This is a genomic window from Frankia sp. CoBUL1 (assembly GCF_978021245.1).
The window spans coordinates 1-17,631 of sequence record NZ_CDXDOS010000054.1; the positions used below are offsets into that span (position 1 = coordinate 1).

Below are 17,631 nucleotides of genomic sequence, written 5' to 3' on the forward strand. Positions count from 1 at the left end.
GCCCTGGGTCGAGGCTACAGCAGTTCGGCGATATACTCACTGAATTCTGCGATTGTGGGATGCTCCCGGGTTGCGGCGAGCGAGATGGAGACCTTGAATATTTGCTGGATTCGTCCACGGAATTCCACGGCGCGTAGGGAGTTCAGGCCGAGTTCCGAAAAGGCGGCACCAGGGCTCAGTCGACGCGCTCGCAAGCTGAGGACCTCGCGCAAGATCTCAATGATTTTCCGCCTGATGATCTTGAGGCGTTCATCGCCAGCAACCTGTGAAATCTCGGCGCTGATGTCGGCGTCCGTCTCAGTGTCCGGACGTTGCTCGGTCGGCTCTGCATGCGCTGACCGAGCCGAGTCGGTCGGTCGTGCCAGTTTCCTGAGTGGCTTGATCAGATAGGTGCGTCTGTCCCACGTCGTAGGCGGCACGTCCGCGATGGCTCCATCGCCGTGCCACCGCCGCCAATTCATGTCGAGCCCGGCGCAATGAAGCGCTGCGATGCTCGTTCGTAGGGCTGTGGCCTGATCGTGCCTGTTATCCATAGTCGGTACAATCGTGGCCTCCGGCGCCCCGGCCGCCTGGAGGGTCAGAATAAGCGGGTGGATTGCCACCGGATGTGGAGAGATCTCCTGGAAAAGCTGGTGTCCGTCGTTGACGATGGCGGTCGTGGCATCCACCGCCCGAACCGGGCAGCGCATGTTCTCACCCCAGTAGGCAGCATCGAATGTGGGTGTCTGCCGCGGATCAGGCAGAACCGTGGTATAGAAACGAATCGTCGGCTGCCTAGGCCGTATATCGCTGAGCTCGGCGGTCAACGCATCGGCGACTGGATGGATCAGGGGGCAGTGCGAGGCGACATCGACATTGATCATATGCGTGGGAACGTCGCGGGATGTCCAGCTTTCGACCAGTCGTTCGACTTCGACTCGAGTACCGCCGATCACGGTGGACCGGGGTGCGGCGAAGAACGCGACAGCCACGTCGGGAAGATGGTCGATCTCTGCCTGGACCGTGGCCGCATCCAGTTCGACGACCGCCATCGCCGCAACGCGGGCTTCGGCGATGGGAACGCACAGCCGGGACCGACGGCAGATGACGCGGATGCCGTCTTCCACGGTCAACGCCTCCGCGATCACGGCGGCGGCGATCTCGCCCATGGAGTGTCCTACTACGGCGGCGGGGTGGATGCCGTGGGATTGCAGGGTGCGTGCCAGAGCGACCTGTACCACGAAGATCAAGAGCTGTACCTGGTCGACTCGGGTCACCTCGTCACCGGCCCGCAGCACCTCCTCCGGCGAGAAGCCCGACTCGGCGCGAATCAGGGGGTCGAGTTCCGCGATCGTGTCGGCAAACACGGGTTCGGTGGCGAACAGGTCTCGCCCCATACCGGGCCACTGCGAGCCGTGGCCGCTGAACACCCACACCGGTCCCGTTGCGTGCTCGGCGTGGACATAATTGTTGACCATTCCTTCAGGACGGGGGTGTGTCCCGTCGGCATACGCGCGTAGGCGGTTGACGAGATCGTCCCGGGAGCGAGCGACGACCGCCAGTCTCTCGGGGCCGTGCGAGCGGCGTACCGCGAGTGTGTGCGCGACATCTTTCAAGGGTGTCGTCGCGCCGAAGCCGATGAGCCAGTCGGCGAGCCTGACCGCGGAATGCCGCAGCGCAGTTTCTGATCCTGCCGACAGCAGGAACGTGAGAACGGAATCGTCGCTGCTGGACGACCTCGGCGCGACCGGGGAGCTGGAATCCGGCGGTTCCTCCACGATGGCATGCGCGTTGGTCCCGCCCACACCGTAGGAGGACACGGCCGCGAGGCGCGGACCACCGGTGACTGGCCACGGTGTCGTTACGGTCGGAACGAACAACCTGGTGCCGGACGGGTTGATAGTGGGGTTCCACCGCCGGAAATTCAGGGACGCCGGGACCTCACCGTGGTACACCGACAAGATGGCTTTGAGTAGCCCCACCATGCCCGCGGCGGGTTCGGCGTGGCCGAAGTTCGTCTTAGCCGAACCCAATGCACACCGGTCTCGCCCCCGTCCGTAGACGGCGGCCAGTGAACGGAACTCGATCGGGTCGCCAACGATGGTTCCGGTGCCGTGCGCTTCGATCATTCCAATTTCTTCCGGGTCGACATCGGCAATATCCAGGGCGGTACGGAACACCTCTTCCTGCGCTTGCCCGGAAGGAACGGTGAACGGGGACGTCTTCCCGTCATGATTGACCGCCACCCCCCGCAGCACGGCGAGCACGCGGTCCTGGTCACGCATCGCGTCGTCGAGACGTTTAAGTACGAGGACCACGCAGCCCTCGGCCCGAACGTAGCCGTCCGCTCGTTCGTCAAAGCTGAAGCATCGCCCGGTGGGAGATAGCACTCCCAACTCGTTATAGGCCAGGAACGTTCGGGGGCTGAGTAGCAGGTTGACCGCGCCAGCGAGCGCGAGGTCACACTCGTCCCGCTGAAGGCTGTTACATGCCAGGTACACGGTGGCCAACCCTGTCGAACACGACGTGTCCACGGTCATGCTGGGACCGCGCAAACCGAAGACGTGCGATATCCGACCGGATGCCGGTCCGGCCTGGTTACCGGGCACAAAGTAGGGGCCCCCGTAGCTCGGGAGCTGATGTGCGTGGAGCATATGGTCCAAGTTGGACATGCCGACGAACACAGCAGTGCTGCTCCCTACCAGGTCATCGGTTGGCAATCCAGCGTGCTCGAACCCCTCCTGCACGATCTCCAGCAACAGCCGATGCTGAGGATCGATCGACTCTGCCTCGGTCGGGTCGATACCGAAGGCCTCTGGATCGAAGGCGCCGACGTCCTCCGACAAAAACCCGCCACGCCACAGCACGTTCCGATCGGTCTCCGCCTGCGACGCTTCCCGCGACGCCTCACTCCATCGCTCTGATGGCACATCGGTGACCGCATCACGACCGTCGCGGAGGAAATCCCACAGCGACGCCGCGGAACCAACGCCGCCGGGGAGGCGACATCCGATCCCAATCACCGCAACCGCCCTGGAGGTGTTTCCTCCAGCATCCCGCGTCCGTTCACCCGAACCCTTACTCGGATGTGCGCGGATGGTCTGATCCGCCTTCTTGACCGGAGCGTCGTTGGCGGAGCCGTCGGTTGTAGTGGCCGTGATGTCGCTGTCGGTCAGCCGTTCGACCAGGTCGCGCCGGGTCGGGTCCGCAAGATCCGGGAAGACCCGGGGCGGTCGATCGTCGCTCTTCCTCTGCTTCGACACGAGGACGCTCCTCAGCGACTCAGTTGATATAGCGAAGGACAGAGTACCCATGCCTGGCCGCTTCTCAGCCATTTGGTTAACATATTCTCCACTTTGGTGTGGTTGTCGATGGGGCGGACACGCCGGGCCTCGACCGGGCCCAGCCAGGAGGAGGTGCCCTGGTGTCCCGGTCCGGAGATCTGCGCTCTGATGAGACCTGTGATGAGGCCCCGTCAGATGATCCACAGCCGCCAGCGAAGCCGCGGCCCGTGACTATCCGTGAGGTGGTACGCCTCCAGAATCTCCATGAGGAGGCCGGGGTGAGGTGGATGCGCTCCGCTCGCGCTCGCCAACATGTCGCTGCGGCTCACACGTACGTTCCTGGGGGCTCCTGCTGCTGTCCTTAACCCACGCGACGATCTGGGCCCGTGAGGTGAAACCGAGCTTGCCGAGAATGCGCTCGACGTGACCTTCCGCCGTGCGCTGGGCGATCACCAGGTAGCTCGCGATCTCCTTGTTGCTCAGACCGCGGGCGACGAGGTCCGCCACCTGACGCTCCCGAGGGGTCAGGGGCACCTCCGGCTCGCCGGCGGGAACAACGGGGTGGGCGACGGGAGTCCCGGTGCCCTGGGTAGCCGCGGCGACGGCCTCGTCCAGGTCGAGTTCCGCGCCCTGCGCTAGGGCGCGTTCGAGCTTCCGTTGATCCAGAACGCGTCGCAGGGCGGCCTCGCATCGGTGGTGGAACAGGGCGAGCCCGAAGACGGCGATCGACGCCCCGGTCTCACGCCAGATCCGCCCGGCCGCGCCGAGCAGGACCGCGGACTCGTGGTGCCGACCGGCCGAGGCCATGACCCACGCCTGCTGCTCCAGCGCGACGGCGATGCCGACATGGTCGTGGAACGCGTATTTGAGGGAGATGGCCGCGGCATGGTGCTCCATCGCCTGCTCCAACTCGCCTAGCTGCCAGGCCGCCAGACCGAGGCCGCACAGAGCGAACGAGCGGAAGCAGCATTCGCCGAAGCGCTCAGTCAACGCCACGCATTCCGCGAAGACGGTCGCCGCCGCGTCCTGTTCCTCGCGGATTCCGTGGGCCAGCCCGAGATAGAGCAGTGATTGGGCGAGACCGAGCGGCTCGCCGAGGTCAGTGAACCGGCGGCGGGCGTCCTGACTGCGCTCCACCGCCGCCGACGTGTCCCCGCTGATGGCGGCGAGCCTGCCCTCGACGCAGGCGATGCGTGCGAGCACCCGCTGCTCGTGCAGCCTGGCGGCCAGATCGCGAGCCTCGGCCAGCAGCGACGCGGCCGCGGTGATGTCGCCCTGGAGGGACGCGGCGTGGGCGGCCGATTGCAGACCGATGGCCCGGATCCCGTCCGGCTCCGTGGCCTTGCTCAGCCCCCGATCAAACCAGAAGCGCGCCTCGCTGAGTAGCCCGATGGCGGCCCAGTATTGCCACAAGGCCACCATGATGGACAGAGCGGTCTCCGCCAGGCCCGGTGTAGTGAGGCAGAGGTCCAGCGCAACCCGTAGGTTCGCTTGCTCGTTCCGGATCCGCCGGATCCAGTCGAGTTGGGCCGGGCTGCACCACTGAGCGTCGGCGAGGGCCGCGATCCGGCGGTAGTAGGCGAGATGCCGACGGCGCACGTCCTGTTCCCGACCGGACTCGCGCAGGCGGTCCTGGCCGTACTGGTGAATGGTGTCCAGCATCCGGAACCGGACCATCTCCTCGTCGTCCTCACGGACCAGAATCGACTTGTCAACCAGCCCGCTCAGCAGGTCCAGCACGACCTCCGGCGGGTACCTGGCGCCCTCCACCTGCTCAGCCGCCTCCAAGGTGAACCCGTCGGCGAACACCGACAGGCACGCCCACATCTGCTGCTCCTCGGGAGTGCACAGGTCGAAGCTCCAGTCGATCAGCGCGCGCAGGGTCTGCTGGCGGCGGGGCCCGGCCCTGTTGCCTCGCGTCAACAGGGCGTAGCGGTTGTCGAGCCGATCGAGGATCTGCTCCAGGGACAGCGTCCGGAGCCGAGCAGCCGCCAGTTCGATCGCCAGCGGGATGCCATCCAGGCGATGGCACAGCGACGCGACGGTCCGCCAGTTGCCCTCGTCGAGGCTGAATTCCCCCAGCACCGCCGCCGCGCGCTCCGCCAGCAGGCTCACCGCCTCGTACTGGATGAGCCCGCCAGCCAACGCGGACTGGTCCGCGCCCGGGGCCGGCGCCGGGGGTACCCTCAGCGGGGGCACCTTCAGCACCCGTTCCCCTGCCACCCCGAGCAGGTGGCGGCTGGTTGCGATGACCCGCAGGTCCGGGCCCGCGCGCAGCAGGGTGTCGACGAGCCGGGCACACGTGTCCACGAGGTGCTCGCAGTTGTCGAGCACGAGCAGGATCCTGCGCGGAGCAAGGTGCGCGGCGAGCGTCGCCGCGGTCCATCGCCCGGAGAGGAGCTGCAGGTCCATCGCCTCGGCGACCGCGTCGACGACCAGTGACGGGTCGTCGAGGTCGGCCAACTCGGCGATCCAGACACCGTCGGGGAACGCGCGCTGCCGGTCCGCCGCGAGCCGAAGGGCGAGGCGGGTCTTCCCGACCCCCCCGGGCCCGGTCAGCGTGAGCAACCGGGCGCCGGCCAGCAACCGCAATGCCTCTGCCAGCTCCCGTCTGCGACCGACGAAGCTGGTTAGTTCCGCCGGCAGGTTCGACCTTCCACGTCCGGACACACACAACACCGTCCCGCTACCTATGGGGGGACACAACTTGGCCGGATAAGTGGACAATCGGGACAGACGGGTGGACAATCGGGACAGACGGGTGGACAACCGGGACAGACAGGTGGGCAAGTGAGCGGACAGGTAGTGAGACAGGTAGTTCTCCCGTCCCCGCACACCGGTCCGTCGCTCAGGCTGCACCCATGCCGAGGACGCAGACTGCACTGCCAGCAGCCTTGGGATGCCAGGAGCCGGAGCCGACCGGCTGGAGCGGGTGTAGGCAGCCAGGGCAATGGCACATCCACAAGCCAATCAATTGCAATAGTCGGGTGTTGTACATCCGTGTTCCATGCAATGAGATGACGCCAGAGCTGGGGGAGGCCCTGCGAAGCGGGGCAGTCAGGAAGACCATTAACGTGGCGGCCGGATCTGGTTGCGGAGCCAGCCAGCAAAGTCCCTTGGTATCGTCGACACCAGTCCTGCGCGCGTATGACGAAGTAAATTTATGCGAGACTAAGCACGCGAGACCAGATGCGAAAATCCAGCCGGTGGGCGAGGCCGACCGCGTTTCCCGGAAACTTCGACAAAGATCTGATTTGATGACCAACGAGAAAGCGCATTCACCGGAGGGCTTGCCGGTGATTCGGCAGGCGACCTCCGAAACTGATGTCGTGGTGGTCGGTGCCGGCATCATAGGCCTGGCGAACGCCCTTCAGCTTGCCAAACGAGGCCTGCGAGTAACGCTGATCGACAACCTTCGCGACAAGAAACACAGCTACAAGGTTGGAGAGTCGTTCCTAGTCTTCACAAGTGCTTTTCTCCGCACTGTGGGCGAGCTGGATGAGTTCATCACCGAGGAATCATTCGCGAAACTCGGTGTATGGTTCTCCCACGGCACGGAGAACAGATCGGACTTCCGCGACGCCACCGAGTGGGCCATCAACGCCGACCCGCATCCGCCGCATTATCTCTACGATATTGCGCCCGACAAGAAGTGGTTCCGCTGCATGTTCCTCGACATGCAGATCGTCCGTCCCGAAGCGGAGGATTCGATGTGTGCGGCCGTCCGACGGCGTGCTGGAATCACTTTCGTCGACACCGCCCGAGTGAGCGACATACAGATCTCCCCGGGAGCGGACTGGCATCAGGTGGAATGGCTGGACGGCACAACCGGGCACAGCAACATCATCCGAACGCACTGGGTCGTCGACTGTTCTGGACGCAACCGGTTGTTGGCCCGCGGCCGCGGACATGCCGCGGAGCGGCGGGAACTGACTGACGGATTTCAGACGACAGCGGTCTGGGGCCAGTTCGAGGGCGTGACCGACGGCCTGTTCGGTGACGAGTGGACGCATACCTTCCCCAACGGCCGCGATACGCAACGCGACCTGTACACCGTACATTTGTGGGGGACTGGTTATTGGATCTGGGTCATCCGGCTCTCGAAGGAACGGATCAGCGTCGGCGCGACTTTCGACCAGCGGTCGGCGCCACCCGGCCGAACTCCGCAGGAGCAGTTCTGGAATCTCATCCGGCGGCACCCCGTCCTCGACAAGGTGATCGCACCGGAGTCACTCCTTGAGTTCCGGACCTACCGTAACGTCCAGCACTGGACCGACACGTTCGTCAGCCCGCAGCGCTATGCAATGGTAGGCGACGCGGGCAGCATCATCGACGCCTACTACAGCCAGGGAATCGCGCTGGCGTTGGTGACCAGTTGGCATCTCGCCAACATTGTCCAGGACGACGTCCGCTCCGGGCACCTGGACCGGGCGTATATCGAGCGGGTGAACCGAGCCACTCGCCAGGACTGGCACATGCTGCGCGCGATGGTCCGCGAAAAGTACACTGCCGCGATCGCGGATCCTCGCTTCTTCGTGTTGTCCCACGTGCTTGATATGATGGTGTTCTGGTCGGTGGGCAGCACCCGTTCAGCGCTCACCCGATGGCTCGTCGACACCGAGGGCGACACCACTCGGGAGACCCCGAAGAACCGCCGCGTCCGGCGGCGTCTCCAATCCACGCTATTCTACTCCCGGGCCCCGCTGTGGCGGTGGTTGCCGCCGGAAACCGTGCATTGGATACAGAGCCGGCTACAGGCCAACCTCGCGGCCCGCGCACGGTGGCGGCTGGATCACGGTGTCAAGCTACCAACGGTCCGTAGCGTCCAGAACGTCACCGCGCCGCTGCCTAAGCTGTGGTGGCTGGCGATCGGCGGGGACCGGGGAAGAGATATTTCAGCTCATGACCTGGTGGAACCCGCGGAACTACGACCAGAGGGCACCGCGACCTGGTTGGACCGGTTGCCCGTGCCGGCCAACACCCGATTGCGATGGGTGATCTGGCTGCGGCCGTATGCCCTGCTCGCCGGATTCGCCGCTGCCTATCTGTGGGACGGGGTGGACACGGCGATCCGACGCCTGCTCCTGCTTGTACGCCGCCCCAGCGACAGCGCGACGGCCAGCGAACTCGCTAACCACGAGGCCTTGCTAAGGAAAGATGAATGAAAGCCGTTACCACTGGGCGACCGATCGCCTATCTACATTTGGACTCGCCGCACGCGGAGTACCCACAGATCGTTACCGCCCTGGCTGATTACGGTGTCACGGCAGTCGCGGTCCATCTCGACAACGTGCACACCGTCGACTGGACAGCGTTCGACGGCGTGAACCTACGAATGTGCCGCGGCTTCCACGAGCGGCCCGACTTCCTTGACAGGATCCGGAGACTGTATCTGGAGCTGGACGGGAAGATTCCAATTCTGAACTCGATGCGGGTGGCCGTCGGGACGCTCGACAAACGGCGGTACCTGTCAGAGCTCGAACAGGACGGCATCGCGGTGATCCCGACCCGGTGGGTTTCCCGGGGTGAGGACGTGACGATTGACACGCTCATGACCCAGACCGGATGGGACCATGTCGTCATCAAGCCAACCGTCTCGGCCGGCTCCTGGCGCACCTTCCGGGTCTCACGGAGCGGGCCGAGTACCTCAGCAACGCACTTCGTCCGGCACAGCCACGAAGCAACGTCGGCGACGGGCGTGGCACCACGCCGCGACACGGAACCCGAGACACTGCTCCGTGACTTGGTGTCCACCCATCACGTCTGTGTCCAGCCCTTTCTCTCATCGATCCTGGCTCATGGTGAACTCTCCTTCGTCTTCCTAGGCGGAAAGTTGAGCCACGCGGTCCGCAAAAGAGTCGCCCGGGACGGCGGCTGGTGGGCACATGAACGGTTCGGTGGCCGGAATGAAGTTATCCAGCCGACACCAGCCGAGCGTGAGTGGGCGTACTGTGTGTATGAAGCACTAGAGAACCGATACGGACCGTTGATCTTCGGCCGGGTTGACGGCTTGCGGGACGAACACCGTGTGCTGCGGCTACTGGAATGTGAGCTCGTCATCCCCCGTCTGCTCCTGACCGAGGGCAACGCCTACGACACGTACGCAAAGACCATCGTGCGGGCGGTTGGCGGCTGACCCGATGACCTACCGAGAAACGCTCGCCGGCCCCGGGGAGTAACGGTTACGTACGCAGCGCATCGGATCTACCGGCGGTTTACCTCATCCTGCCACTCTCGCTCGTGCTTGGTGTCACCGTCGGTTCAGACGTCCGCCTGACCTGCCCAGGAGTAGTGATGGTCAACGCATCCGGTCCGGTAGCCGCGCTGTCGTCCCATGCGCTTCTCGTTTTCCTGCTCCAGATCGCCGTCCTGCTCGGGCTAGCTTATCTCCTCGGGCGGGCGGCAACGCGGCTGGGAATGCCGGCAGTGGTGGGTGAACTCCTCACCGGCGTGATCCTCGGGCCATCTCTGCTTGGCGCGCTCGCGCCTGGCTTCGCCGGCTGGCTGTTGCCCGCACGGGCCGACCAGTTCCATCTCCTCGACGCCGTCGGCCAGCTCGGCGTGATTCTGCTGGTCGGATTCATCGGCATAGAGATGGACATCCAGATGGTGCGGCGCCGGGGTCTGGCCGCCGCCCGGGTCGGCCTCGCCGGGCTGCTGGTTCCGGTGGGCCTCGGCGTCTCGGCGGGGCTACTGCTGCCTGACTCTCTCGTCGCGGACGGCGCCCATCGGCTGGTGTTCGCGGTGTTCCTCGGCGTAGCGCTCGGGGTCAGCGCGATCCCGGTAGCCGCGAAGATCCTCATCGACATGAACCTGTTGGACCGCAACGTCGGCCAGCTCACCCTGGCCGCGGCCGCAGTCGACGACGTGGCCGGGTGGTTCGCACTCTCCATAGTGTCGGCGATGGCGACCACGGGCGTGCGTGGCAGTGACATCGCCGTGCCGGTGGTCAGCATGCTCGGCACCGTGCTGGCCGCCCTGGTGGTCGGTCCTCCGACGGTCCGGCGGGCACTTCGATACGCCAGCACGGCGCGCGACGGTGGTGGCCACATCGTGGTCGTCACCGTACTGATCCTGGCCGCGGCGGCGGCCACGGAGGCACTGAAGCTCGAGGCGATCTTCGGCGCGTTCATCGCCGGCGTCGTCATCGGGTCCAGCCGGGGTTTCGCTCCCGACCGGGTCGCGCCGCTGCGGACGGTGGTGCTCACTGTGCTGGCGCCGATCTTCTTCGCCACCGCCGGGCTACGGGTCGATCTCGGCAAGCTCACCGACCTGTCGGTCCTCGCCACCGGCCTGGTGGTCCTGCTGCTTGCCGTCGCGGGCAAGTTCGCCGGCGCCTACCTCGGAGCCCGGGCCAGCCGGCTTGGCCACTGGGAGGCCCTCGCGCTCGGCGCCGGGCTGAACGCCCGCGGGGTCATCGGCCTGGTCGTCGCCGGAGTGGGGCTCCGCCTCGGCGTGTTGAACACGGCGGCCTACACGGTGGTGGTCCTCGTGGCACTCGTCACCACCATGATAACTCCGCCGATCCTGCACCTCACGATGCGACGGGTGGAGCACACCGCGGACGAGACACTACGGCGACTGGACCCCACCGGCGACACCGAAAGCGCACATTCCGGTGCCCGACGCTAGCGCCGGCATGGACGTCAGATAACCGCATCCTACAAAAGGCTGTTTCGTAACTCGATCGGGTGTGGTGTGGGTGGGTCCGGGGTGTGCTCGACCCGCGCGACCCGACCGGCTCACTCCCGCTCATCAGCCCGTCGGGAAGACCACGGACAGGCCAACGACTGCGTGGCAGATGAAGGATTTTGGCCCTTCGGAGTCGCCCTGCCCCTGCCAGCCCAGGGGTGCGAATCCCCTGGGCCACCCGACCCAAGAAGCTGTTTTAGAATTACCCTGGTCCCATATCCCAACTCGATAAAGCGGGTTGTCGACCGGTTGGCACGCCGAGCGCCGGAGTCCGACCCTCTGGCGCTCAGCATACGTCCGAGGTTAGGGCAAGATCTAAAATAGGTTCCTAGAATTTTCCTCCGGGAGGGGTTGGGACCGCTGTCTGGGCTATGACCGCAACGTGGCTGGTGGCCCCGGCTGGCGCCGGCCAGGGTGTCGCACGTTGCGGACTCTCGATACTGGCCCGTGGTACGGGCACGGCGCCGCCGTTGTCCTGCTTGGAGTTCTGGCCGCAACCGCTGAGGAACAGAGTCGATGGGATGACGAGGGCGCCAAGCACCGTCACCATGGCTCGACGGCCACGGTGCCTCGGTGTCCGGGGCCATCGGGATCGGAAGGAATGTATGGTGTCCATAATGATTCAGTAGTCTACTGCCCTATGCGCAACTTTTCCACCTACCCGAGGGGCCGGGTTTTCCACCCGCCCGCGAGGTCAGAAAGATCCTGAAGCGTCTTCCCGGTGATCACATCAGTACCTTCGGCGGGTAAACCAGCCCGCCTCTTCCAAACCTTGCTGGTGCCATTAGTGATCAGGTGTGAGCTCAATGGCAGTACTTTAAGAGCGTGTCTCACACGGCGGTTCCGGGTAGATAACCGATCATGGATGTGATGGAGAGCGGCTTGCTCTACGTCCGGTCCCGGACGAGTTGTGGAAGCTGGTCGAACCGTTGCCGCTCCGGTTCGAGGCAGGCCCGCAGGGCGTTGAACACCCCCGGCTGCTCGGCGAGGATCGGGCGGCCAGCGTCTGCTCGCCGACGTGGGAGCCGTCGATCGCGGCCCCGAGCGTCGCTCGCGACGCGTAGGTGGTCACGAGCGCGGCGCGCACAAGCAGGTGGGGCGGGTCGTCGGCGGTGCCCGACGGGCCCGACGCGGCCCGGTTCGCCGTCGTGTCCAGGCAGCGGGTCTGGGTGCCATCGCCCCGCACACCGGCGGGTCACATATCGTTATCAACCTCCATTCTCAAACGCCTTCTGACCGACAATCTCAAACACCTTCTCAGATCTCTGCGAATTCGCGAACGGCCTGGATGAACTGGTTGAACTGGCTACGGTGCACGTCGTGTGATGCGTTGTGCAACTCGACGGTGGTGCAGCAGGCGGGCAGGATGCGGCGTGCGTGCGCCCATTCCTCGTCGGACCACAGTCCGCCCCGCAGCGGGTTGGCGCGGATGAGAAGGGTCCGAACAGTGAGCTGACCTAGGAGCGGGAGTAGCGGGCCTGTACAGGATCCATCGCGCACCAGGCTCTCGACGATGGCAGGGTCGGCGTACCGGAAACCCTCCAGCAGACTGTCCACATCATCGGGGTGCCAGCCGGGATGAACCATGGAGAGGATTTCCCGCAGTTCTATTTCGGACAGTGCGATGGCCTTGATCAGATCGTTGATCTGTTCGCGCTGCAGCTTTGGTGACATCATCACCGGGGGGTCTTCAAGAACAAGGCGCGACACCGCCGGGGGAAGCTGCTCCGACTCGGCACCGGTCGCGGTGATCAGGGCCACGGCGGCTCCCCACGAGTGGCCGACCAGCATCGGTTCCTCGACCCCCACGGCGGTCAGGAAGGACACCACATCATCAGCGGCCTTGCGTAGGCCGTACGACCCGACGGGTGGTCGAACACTGGCACCATGTCCTCGCAGATCGAGCGCGAAAACCTGGTACCTATCCCCCAGCGCGGGGCCGACACGAGACCAGCTTGCAGCCGATCCCGCGTTGGCATGCAGCAACACGACCCGCATTCGTTCATCTCGATCTTCACTCCAGACCCGATAGCTGAATCGGCCGGCAGGAAGATCAATGAATCGTGCGTGCCAGCCAAAATTGGCACGGCCAGCGTGTGCGCCCGTCATGGCAGTCTCTTTTCTTTGTCGGCGGTGGCCGTTATGGTGCTACGGTCGCACCAGCTGGCGATTCCGCGGGCCGGATCCGCTCCCACGTCAGGTACGGAAGCCGGATGCCAGAGCCGTCCCACTTTGCCGGACAGCACAGCGTCAACACATTTCCTCTCAACGCGAAATTGCGAACCTGGTTCCCTCCAATCCATTCGGGAACAGACGCCACCTGCACATGATGGATGACTTGATCATCCGCTAGGAAATAGGTTCCGCAGTATCCGATGTAGGGATGGTTCATGGCGATCGATTCGGCGTCGACCTGCGAGCTATTCATGAATTCGGAGACGGATGCGCTTGAGGTGTGACGCTGAGGGTCGCGCAGGTGTGCGGACATGTGGCCGTCGGCCGCGTAGATCACTAGACCGCTCGGTTGGGTGCCCATGGGCATGCTGAGAATTATTCCATTGCGGTCAGTAACGATGAACGAGACGAGCTTCCATGCTCCGACTAGCAAAGGTCCATGCGTATCGAGGTGGTCCGAAAAATCCGAACTGGTTACGCCGCTCATGAAGGCAAATCTCCATTGATGTTGGATTGGCTCAGATTGTTGACTTGCTAGTCCGAGGTCGACAGTTCGGAGGCCACGCCACATCCCCTCCCTTCAGCGTCCGGTGATGGCGGTACAGGAGCCCCTTCCCTGATGCGGGGGTGATCCCCCGCCGATGATCCTCGCGATCCGTAGGAGGTGGACGCCGCGTGCAACAACACCGCGGTACACGTCCGTCTTGGTGGCGGCAGGGCCGGGAAGGCTGGCGAATTCCGACCTCCGCTATTCCCGCGGAAAATCCAAAATTCATGATCACGTCTCGCGGAAGCGGTTGATCGCGTCCAGATGGCGGGTCCGTATCGCGTTGTCGCGCACGCCGAGGCCCTCCTGCGGCGCGAGGCACAGGACAGCGACCTTGCCATGGTGCAGGTTGCGGTGCACCTCGTAGACGGCCTGGCCGGTCTCGTCCAGTGGATACACCCGTGACACGGTCGGATGAACCAGCCCCTTGGTGATCAATCGGTTGGCCTCCCAGGCCTCGCGGTAGTTCGCGAAATGCGATCCCACTATCTTTTTCAGATTCATCCAGAGATAGCGGTTGTCGTAGGAGTGGACGAAGCCGCTGGTGGAGGCGCAGGTGACGATCGTTCCGCCGCGGCGGGCCACATAGACCGAGGCGACGAAGGTCTCCTGCCCGGGATGCTCGAAAACGATGTCCGGATCCTCCCCGTCGGTGAGCTGCCGGATCTTCTTGCCAAAGCGCTGCCATTCCTTCGGGTTCTGGGTGTGTTCATCCGTCCAGAACCGGTAGCCTTCCGACGTCCGGTCGATCACCAGCTCGGCGCCCATCCTGTGGGCAATTTCGGCTTTCTCGGAAGAAGAGACAACGCAGACTGGGATTGCACCGCCGCGCACCGCCAGCTGCGTGGCGTAGGAGCCCAGCCCCCCGCTCGCGCCCCAGATCAGCACGATATCTCCCTGCTTCATGTCCGCGCCGTTGCGCGACACCAGCTGACGGTAGGCGGTGGAGTTCACCAGGCCCGATGCCGCGGCCTCCTCCCAGCTCAGATGCGCCGGTTTCGGCATGAGCTGGTTCGCCTTGACCAGAGCCAGTTCGGCGAGGCCACCGAAGTTGGTCTCGAAACCCCAGATGCGCTGCTCCGGATCCAGCATCGTGTCGTTGTGGCCCTCCGGCCGTTCCAGCCCGACCGACAGGCAGTGGGCCACCACCTCGTCACCTGGCGACCAGGTGTGTACCCCCGGCCCAGTGCGCAGCACGACACCGGCGAGATCGGACCCTACGACGTGATAAGGCAGGTCGTGTCGCTTGCTGAGCGGGGAGAGACGGCCGTAGCGCTCCAGGAAACCGAACGTCGGCAGGGGTTCGAAGACCGACGTCCACACCGTGTTGTAGTTGATCGAGGACGCCATCACGGCGACCAGCGCCTCACCGGGGCCGATCTCCGGTGTCGCGACCTCGTCCAGGTGCAGTGAACGTCGGGGGTTCTTGTCGCGGGATGCGAGCCCACTGAAAATGTTGACGTCTTCCTTTCGGACGACCACTCCCCGGTAGGTCTCCGGCACCCGGAGGGATGTAAAGGCCTCCTTGGGCGTGTCACCGGCGAGAATAGCTGACCTTATTTCTTTCACGGTCGAACTCTCCTATACGATGCCGACATCGAGCAGATGTTCAATAGACCCGGAAACCCCGCCCGGTCTTGTACCCCAGACGTCCGGACCTGACGAGGTCTTCCAGCAGGCGCGTCGGGGTGTACCCGGGTTCGCGGAACTCCCGGTACAGGGCGCGCTGGATGGCGAGTGTCACGTCCAGGCCGATGACATCGGCGAGTTCGAACGGCCCCATCGGGTGTGCGCAGGCGACCTTCATGGCTGTATCGATCGCATCGATACCCACGTAATGGGACTCCAGCATCTTCACCGCGTCGTTGAGATATGGGAAAAGTAGGGTGTTGACGATGAAGCCGGCGCGGTCGGCACACCGGACCGGGTACTTGCCCGCCGTCCTGGCCACGTCGAAGACAGTCGCGGTCACGTCGTCCGCGGTTACGATGGTCGGCACGATCTCGACCAGGCGCATCTTCTTCGCTGGGTTGAACCAGTGCATACCGACCACATCCTGCGGGCGGGACGTGGCGGTGGCACACTCGATCACGGGCAGTGAGGACGTGGTCGTCGCGAGGACCGCTCCCGGGCGTGCAACCGTGTCGAGTTCAGCGAACAGCGCCCGTTTGACGTCCAAGTCCTCAACGACCGCTTCGATGATGAGGTCACACTCGGCGAGGACGGACAGATCGGTCGAAGCTCGAACCCGTGCCAGTGTCGAAGTACGCTCGTCCGATGAGATCTTTCCCCGTTCGACCGCTTTGTCCAGTGACCGCTCGAGCTTCGTCCGGACAGCGGCGATTTTCTTCTCGCTCCGTGCACGGAACACCACCTTGTAGCCATGGTGGGCACAGACCTCGATGATTCCGCTGGCCATGGTGCCGGTGCCGACCACGCCGATCGTGTGCACCGGCCGTCCTGGGACCGCGAAGAAGCCGAGTTGGGGTGGTTCGACCATGTCGACGATCTCGGAGGAGTAAGGGGCGGCGTAGGTGTAGAAGCCGCGCCCGGTCTTGCGGCCGAGCATGCCGGCGGTCACTAGCTGCTTGAGCAGCGGGGCCGGTGCGTGCAGGTGGTCGCGGGAGGTGTGATGGATCGAGTCGAGAATCTCGTACGCGGAGTCGAGACCGATCAGATCGAGCAGTGCCAATGGGCCCATCGGGTGACCGCAGCCGAACCGCATGGCGGCGTCGATGTCCTCACGGGTGGCGTAGCACGCCTCCAGCATCCGGACAGCGCTGTTAAGGTACCCGAACAGCAGGGCGGTCACGATGAAGCCCGCCCGGTCCCCGGCGACCACCGCGGTCTTTCCGACCTTCGCGACGAGCGTCCCGACATCCTCCAGTACAGACGGGTCGGTGACCACAGTATGGATGATCTCGACCAGGCCCATGACCGGTGCGGGGTTGGACCAGTGGGTCCTGACAACCCGGGAGGGGCGTGAGGTAGCGACGGCCAACGTGATGATTGGCAGGGAGCTGGTGTTCGTCGTAAAGATCGTCTCTGGCGGGCACAGCCTGTCCAGCTCGGCGAAGAGCCCGAGCTTCTTCTCGATCCGCTCGGGAATCGCCTCGATGACCAGCTGGCAGTCGGCCACAGCCTCGATCCCGGTTCCGGCCTGGATACGGGCGAGCAGGGCGTCCCGCTCGACCTTGGTCAACTTGCCGCGGCTCATCGCCCGGTCGGTGGAGTGCCGGATCCGATCGAGCCCGCGGGCCAGCGTCTCGTCGTTGAGCTCGACGCCGACCACCTCGATGCCGGCGCGCGCCACTACCTCGGCGATGCCGGCGCCCATTGTGCCGAGCCCGACAACTCCGACCTTCGTGCCGTTGAGCTGGATATCCATCAGGTCACCGGTGGACGATCCGGTGCGCTCGCCCCGGCTTCTTCACTATTATCCCCACCAGTTGCGCCCTGTCTGGGGAGATGCCCCAATGCTCCGGACGGAAGTCGTCGACAATCCGTGTGGTCATCAGGTCGAACACCTCCGCGTTGAGGCGCACCAGGCTGCGGTGGACATCCCCGGTGCGGCTGACCAGGCCGGCCTGCTCGAGCACCTTGATGTGCTCGCAGACCGTCTGCACGTCGGCCTTGCACCACTCGGCGAGCTCGCCGACCGTGGCGTTGCCGTCGGTCAGCCGCTCGATCAGGTCACACCAGGGCGGATTCGCAAGAGCCTCGAAGATCTGAAACATGATCCCGACCTTCCTCTGCAAGCACGACACGTCATCTGATTCATTTACGATAGCCCACCGAGTGGCCCATGTCGTCAACTGTACGGATGAATATGGGCGTCCTCGGGGCGACGCGTGAGTCCTACGCTCATCTAGCGGGAGTTTCCTAGATAGTTCGATCTTGGTTGGAGTTTTCGCAGCCCATGACCAAAGTTGATCTTCCGGATGTGTATTACCT

At 64.5% G+C, this 17,631-nt stretch carries 10 protein-coding genes; 3 read left to right on the forward strand and 7 right to left on the reverse strand.

What is annotated here, in order from left to right:
* Positions 1-14: 14 nt before the first annotated feature.
* Together AC08OX_RS06730 and AC08OX_RS06735 are read right to left on the reverse strand one after the other, a co-directional pair.
* Positions 15-3,242 (reverse strand): type I polyketide synthase, encoded by a 3,228-nt coding sequence (locus AC08OX_RS06730; protein ID WP_476607023.1) that lies wholly within the window; start codon positions 3,240-3,242, stop codon positions 15-17.
* Positions 3,243-3,494: 252 nt separating this feature from the next.
* A complete protein-coding gene (locus AC08OX_RS06735; RefSeq protein WP_476607024.1) occupies positions 3,495-5,933 on the reverse strand; it encodes an ATP-binding protein in 2,439 nt (812 codons plus the stop codon).
* Between the two features lie 536 nt (positions 5,934-6,469).
* Here AC08OX_RS06735 and AC08OX_RS06740 point away from each other — a divergent pair.
* The 3 genes from AC08OX_RS06740 (at position 6,470) to AC08OX_RS06750 (ending at position 10,895) form a co-directional block, all read left to right on the forward strand.
* Positions 6,470-8,428 (forward strand): NAD(P)/FAD-dependent oxidoreductase, encoded by a 1,959-nt coding sequence (locus AC08OX_RS06740; protein ID WP_476607025.1) that lies wholly within the window; start codon positions 6,470-6,472, stop codon positions 8,426-8,428.
* Positions 8,425-9,399, forward strand: coding sequence for an ATP-grasp domain-containing protein (locus AC08OX_RS06745; protein ID WP_476607026.1), 975 nt, complete (start codon positions 8,425-8,427; stop codon positions 9,397-9,399). The genes AC08OX_RS06740 and AC08OX_RS06745 overlap by 4 nt, the downstream gene beginning before the upstream one ends.
* 158 nt (positions 9,400-9,557) lie before the next feature.
* Positions 9,558-10,895: a cation:proton antiporter gene (locus AC08OX_RS06750; RefSeq protein WP_476607027.1), complete on the forward strand. Its 1,338-nt coding sequence runs from the start codon at positions 9,558-9,560 to the stop codon at positions 10,893-10,895.
* A gap of 1,317 nt (positions 10,896-12,212) precedes the next feature.
* Here AC08OX_RS06750 and AC08OX_RS06755 read toward each other — a convergent pair.
* From AC08OX_RS06755 to AC08OX_RS06775, 5 genes are all read right to left on the reverse strand, one after another.
* Positions 12,213-13,064: an alpha/beta fold hydrolase gene (locus AC08OX_RS06755; RefSeq protein WP_476607028.1), complete on the reverse strand. Its 852-nt coding sequence runs from the start codon at positions 13,062-13,064 to the stop codon at positions 12,213-12,215.
* A 31-nt stretch (positions 13,065-13,095) separates the two neighbouring features.
* Positions 13,096-13,617 carry a lipocalin-like domain-containing protein gene (locus AC08OX_RS06760; protein WP_476607029.1) on the reverse strand — a complete coding sequence of 174 codons (522 nt, stop codon included), beginning with the start codon at positions 13,615-13,617 and terminating at the stop codon, positions 13,096-13,098.
* Positions 13,618-13,908: 291 nt separating this feature from the next.
* The gene (ccrA, locus tag AC08OX_RS06765; protein ID WP_476607030.1) at positions 13,909-15,246 is read right to left on the reverse strand and encodes a crotonyl-CoA carboxylase/reductase; all 1,338 of its coding nucleotides are present in this window, start codon (positions 15,244-15,246) and stop codon (positions 13,909-13,911) included.
* Between the two features lie 40 nt (positions 15,247-15,286).
* Positions 15,287-17,065, reverse strand: a complete 1,779-nt coding sequence (locus AC08OX_RS06770; RefSeq protein WP_476607031.1) for a 3-hydroxyacyl-CoA dehydrogenase family protein — start codon at positions 17,063-17,065, stop codon at positions 15,287-15,289.
* Between the two features lie 4 nt (positions 17,066-17,069).
* Positions 17,070-17,414 carry an ArsR/SmtB family transcription factor gene (locus AC08OX_RS06775; RefSeq protein ID WP_476607032.1) on the reverse strand — a complete coding sequence of 115 codons (345 nt, stop codon included), beginning with the start codon at positions 17,412-17,414 and terminating at the stop codon, positions 17,070-17,072.
* Positions 17,415-17,631 lie beyond the last annotated feature (217 nt).

Excerpts from the sequence above, each read along its gene's own strand:
- AC08OX_RS06745 (WP_476607026.1), top strand. The coding sequence starts at position 8,425 with ATGAAAGCCGTTACCACTGGGCGACCGATCGCCTATCTACATTTGGAC.
- AC08OX_RS06750 (WP_476607027.1), top strand. The coding sequence starts at position 9,558 with ATGGTCAACGCATCCGGTCCGGTAGCCGCGCTGTCGTCCCATGCGCTT.
- AC08OX_RS06755 (WP_476607028.1), bottom strand. The coding sequence starts at position 13,064 with ATGACGGGCGCACACGCTGGCCGTGCCAATTTTGGCTGGCACGCACGA.
- AC08OX_RS06760 (WP_476607029.1), bottom strand. The coding sequence starts at position 13,617 with ATGAGCGGCGTAACCAGTTCGGATTTTTCGGACCACCTCGATACGCAT.
- AC08OX_RS06770 (WP_476607031.1), bottom strand. The coding sequence starts at position 17,065 with ATGGATATCCAGCTCAACGGCACGAAGGTCGGAGTTGTCGGGCTCGGC.
- AC08OX_RS06775 (WP_476607032.1), bottom strand. The coding sequence starts at position 17,414 with ATGTTTCAGATCTTCGAGGCTCTTGCGAATCCGCCCTGGTGTGACCTG.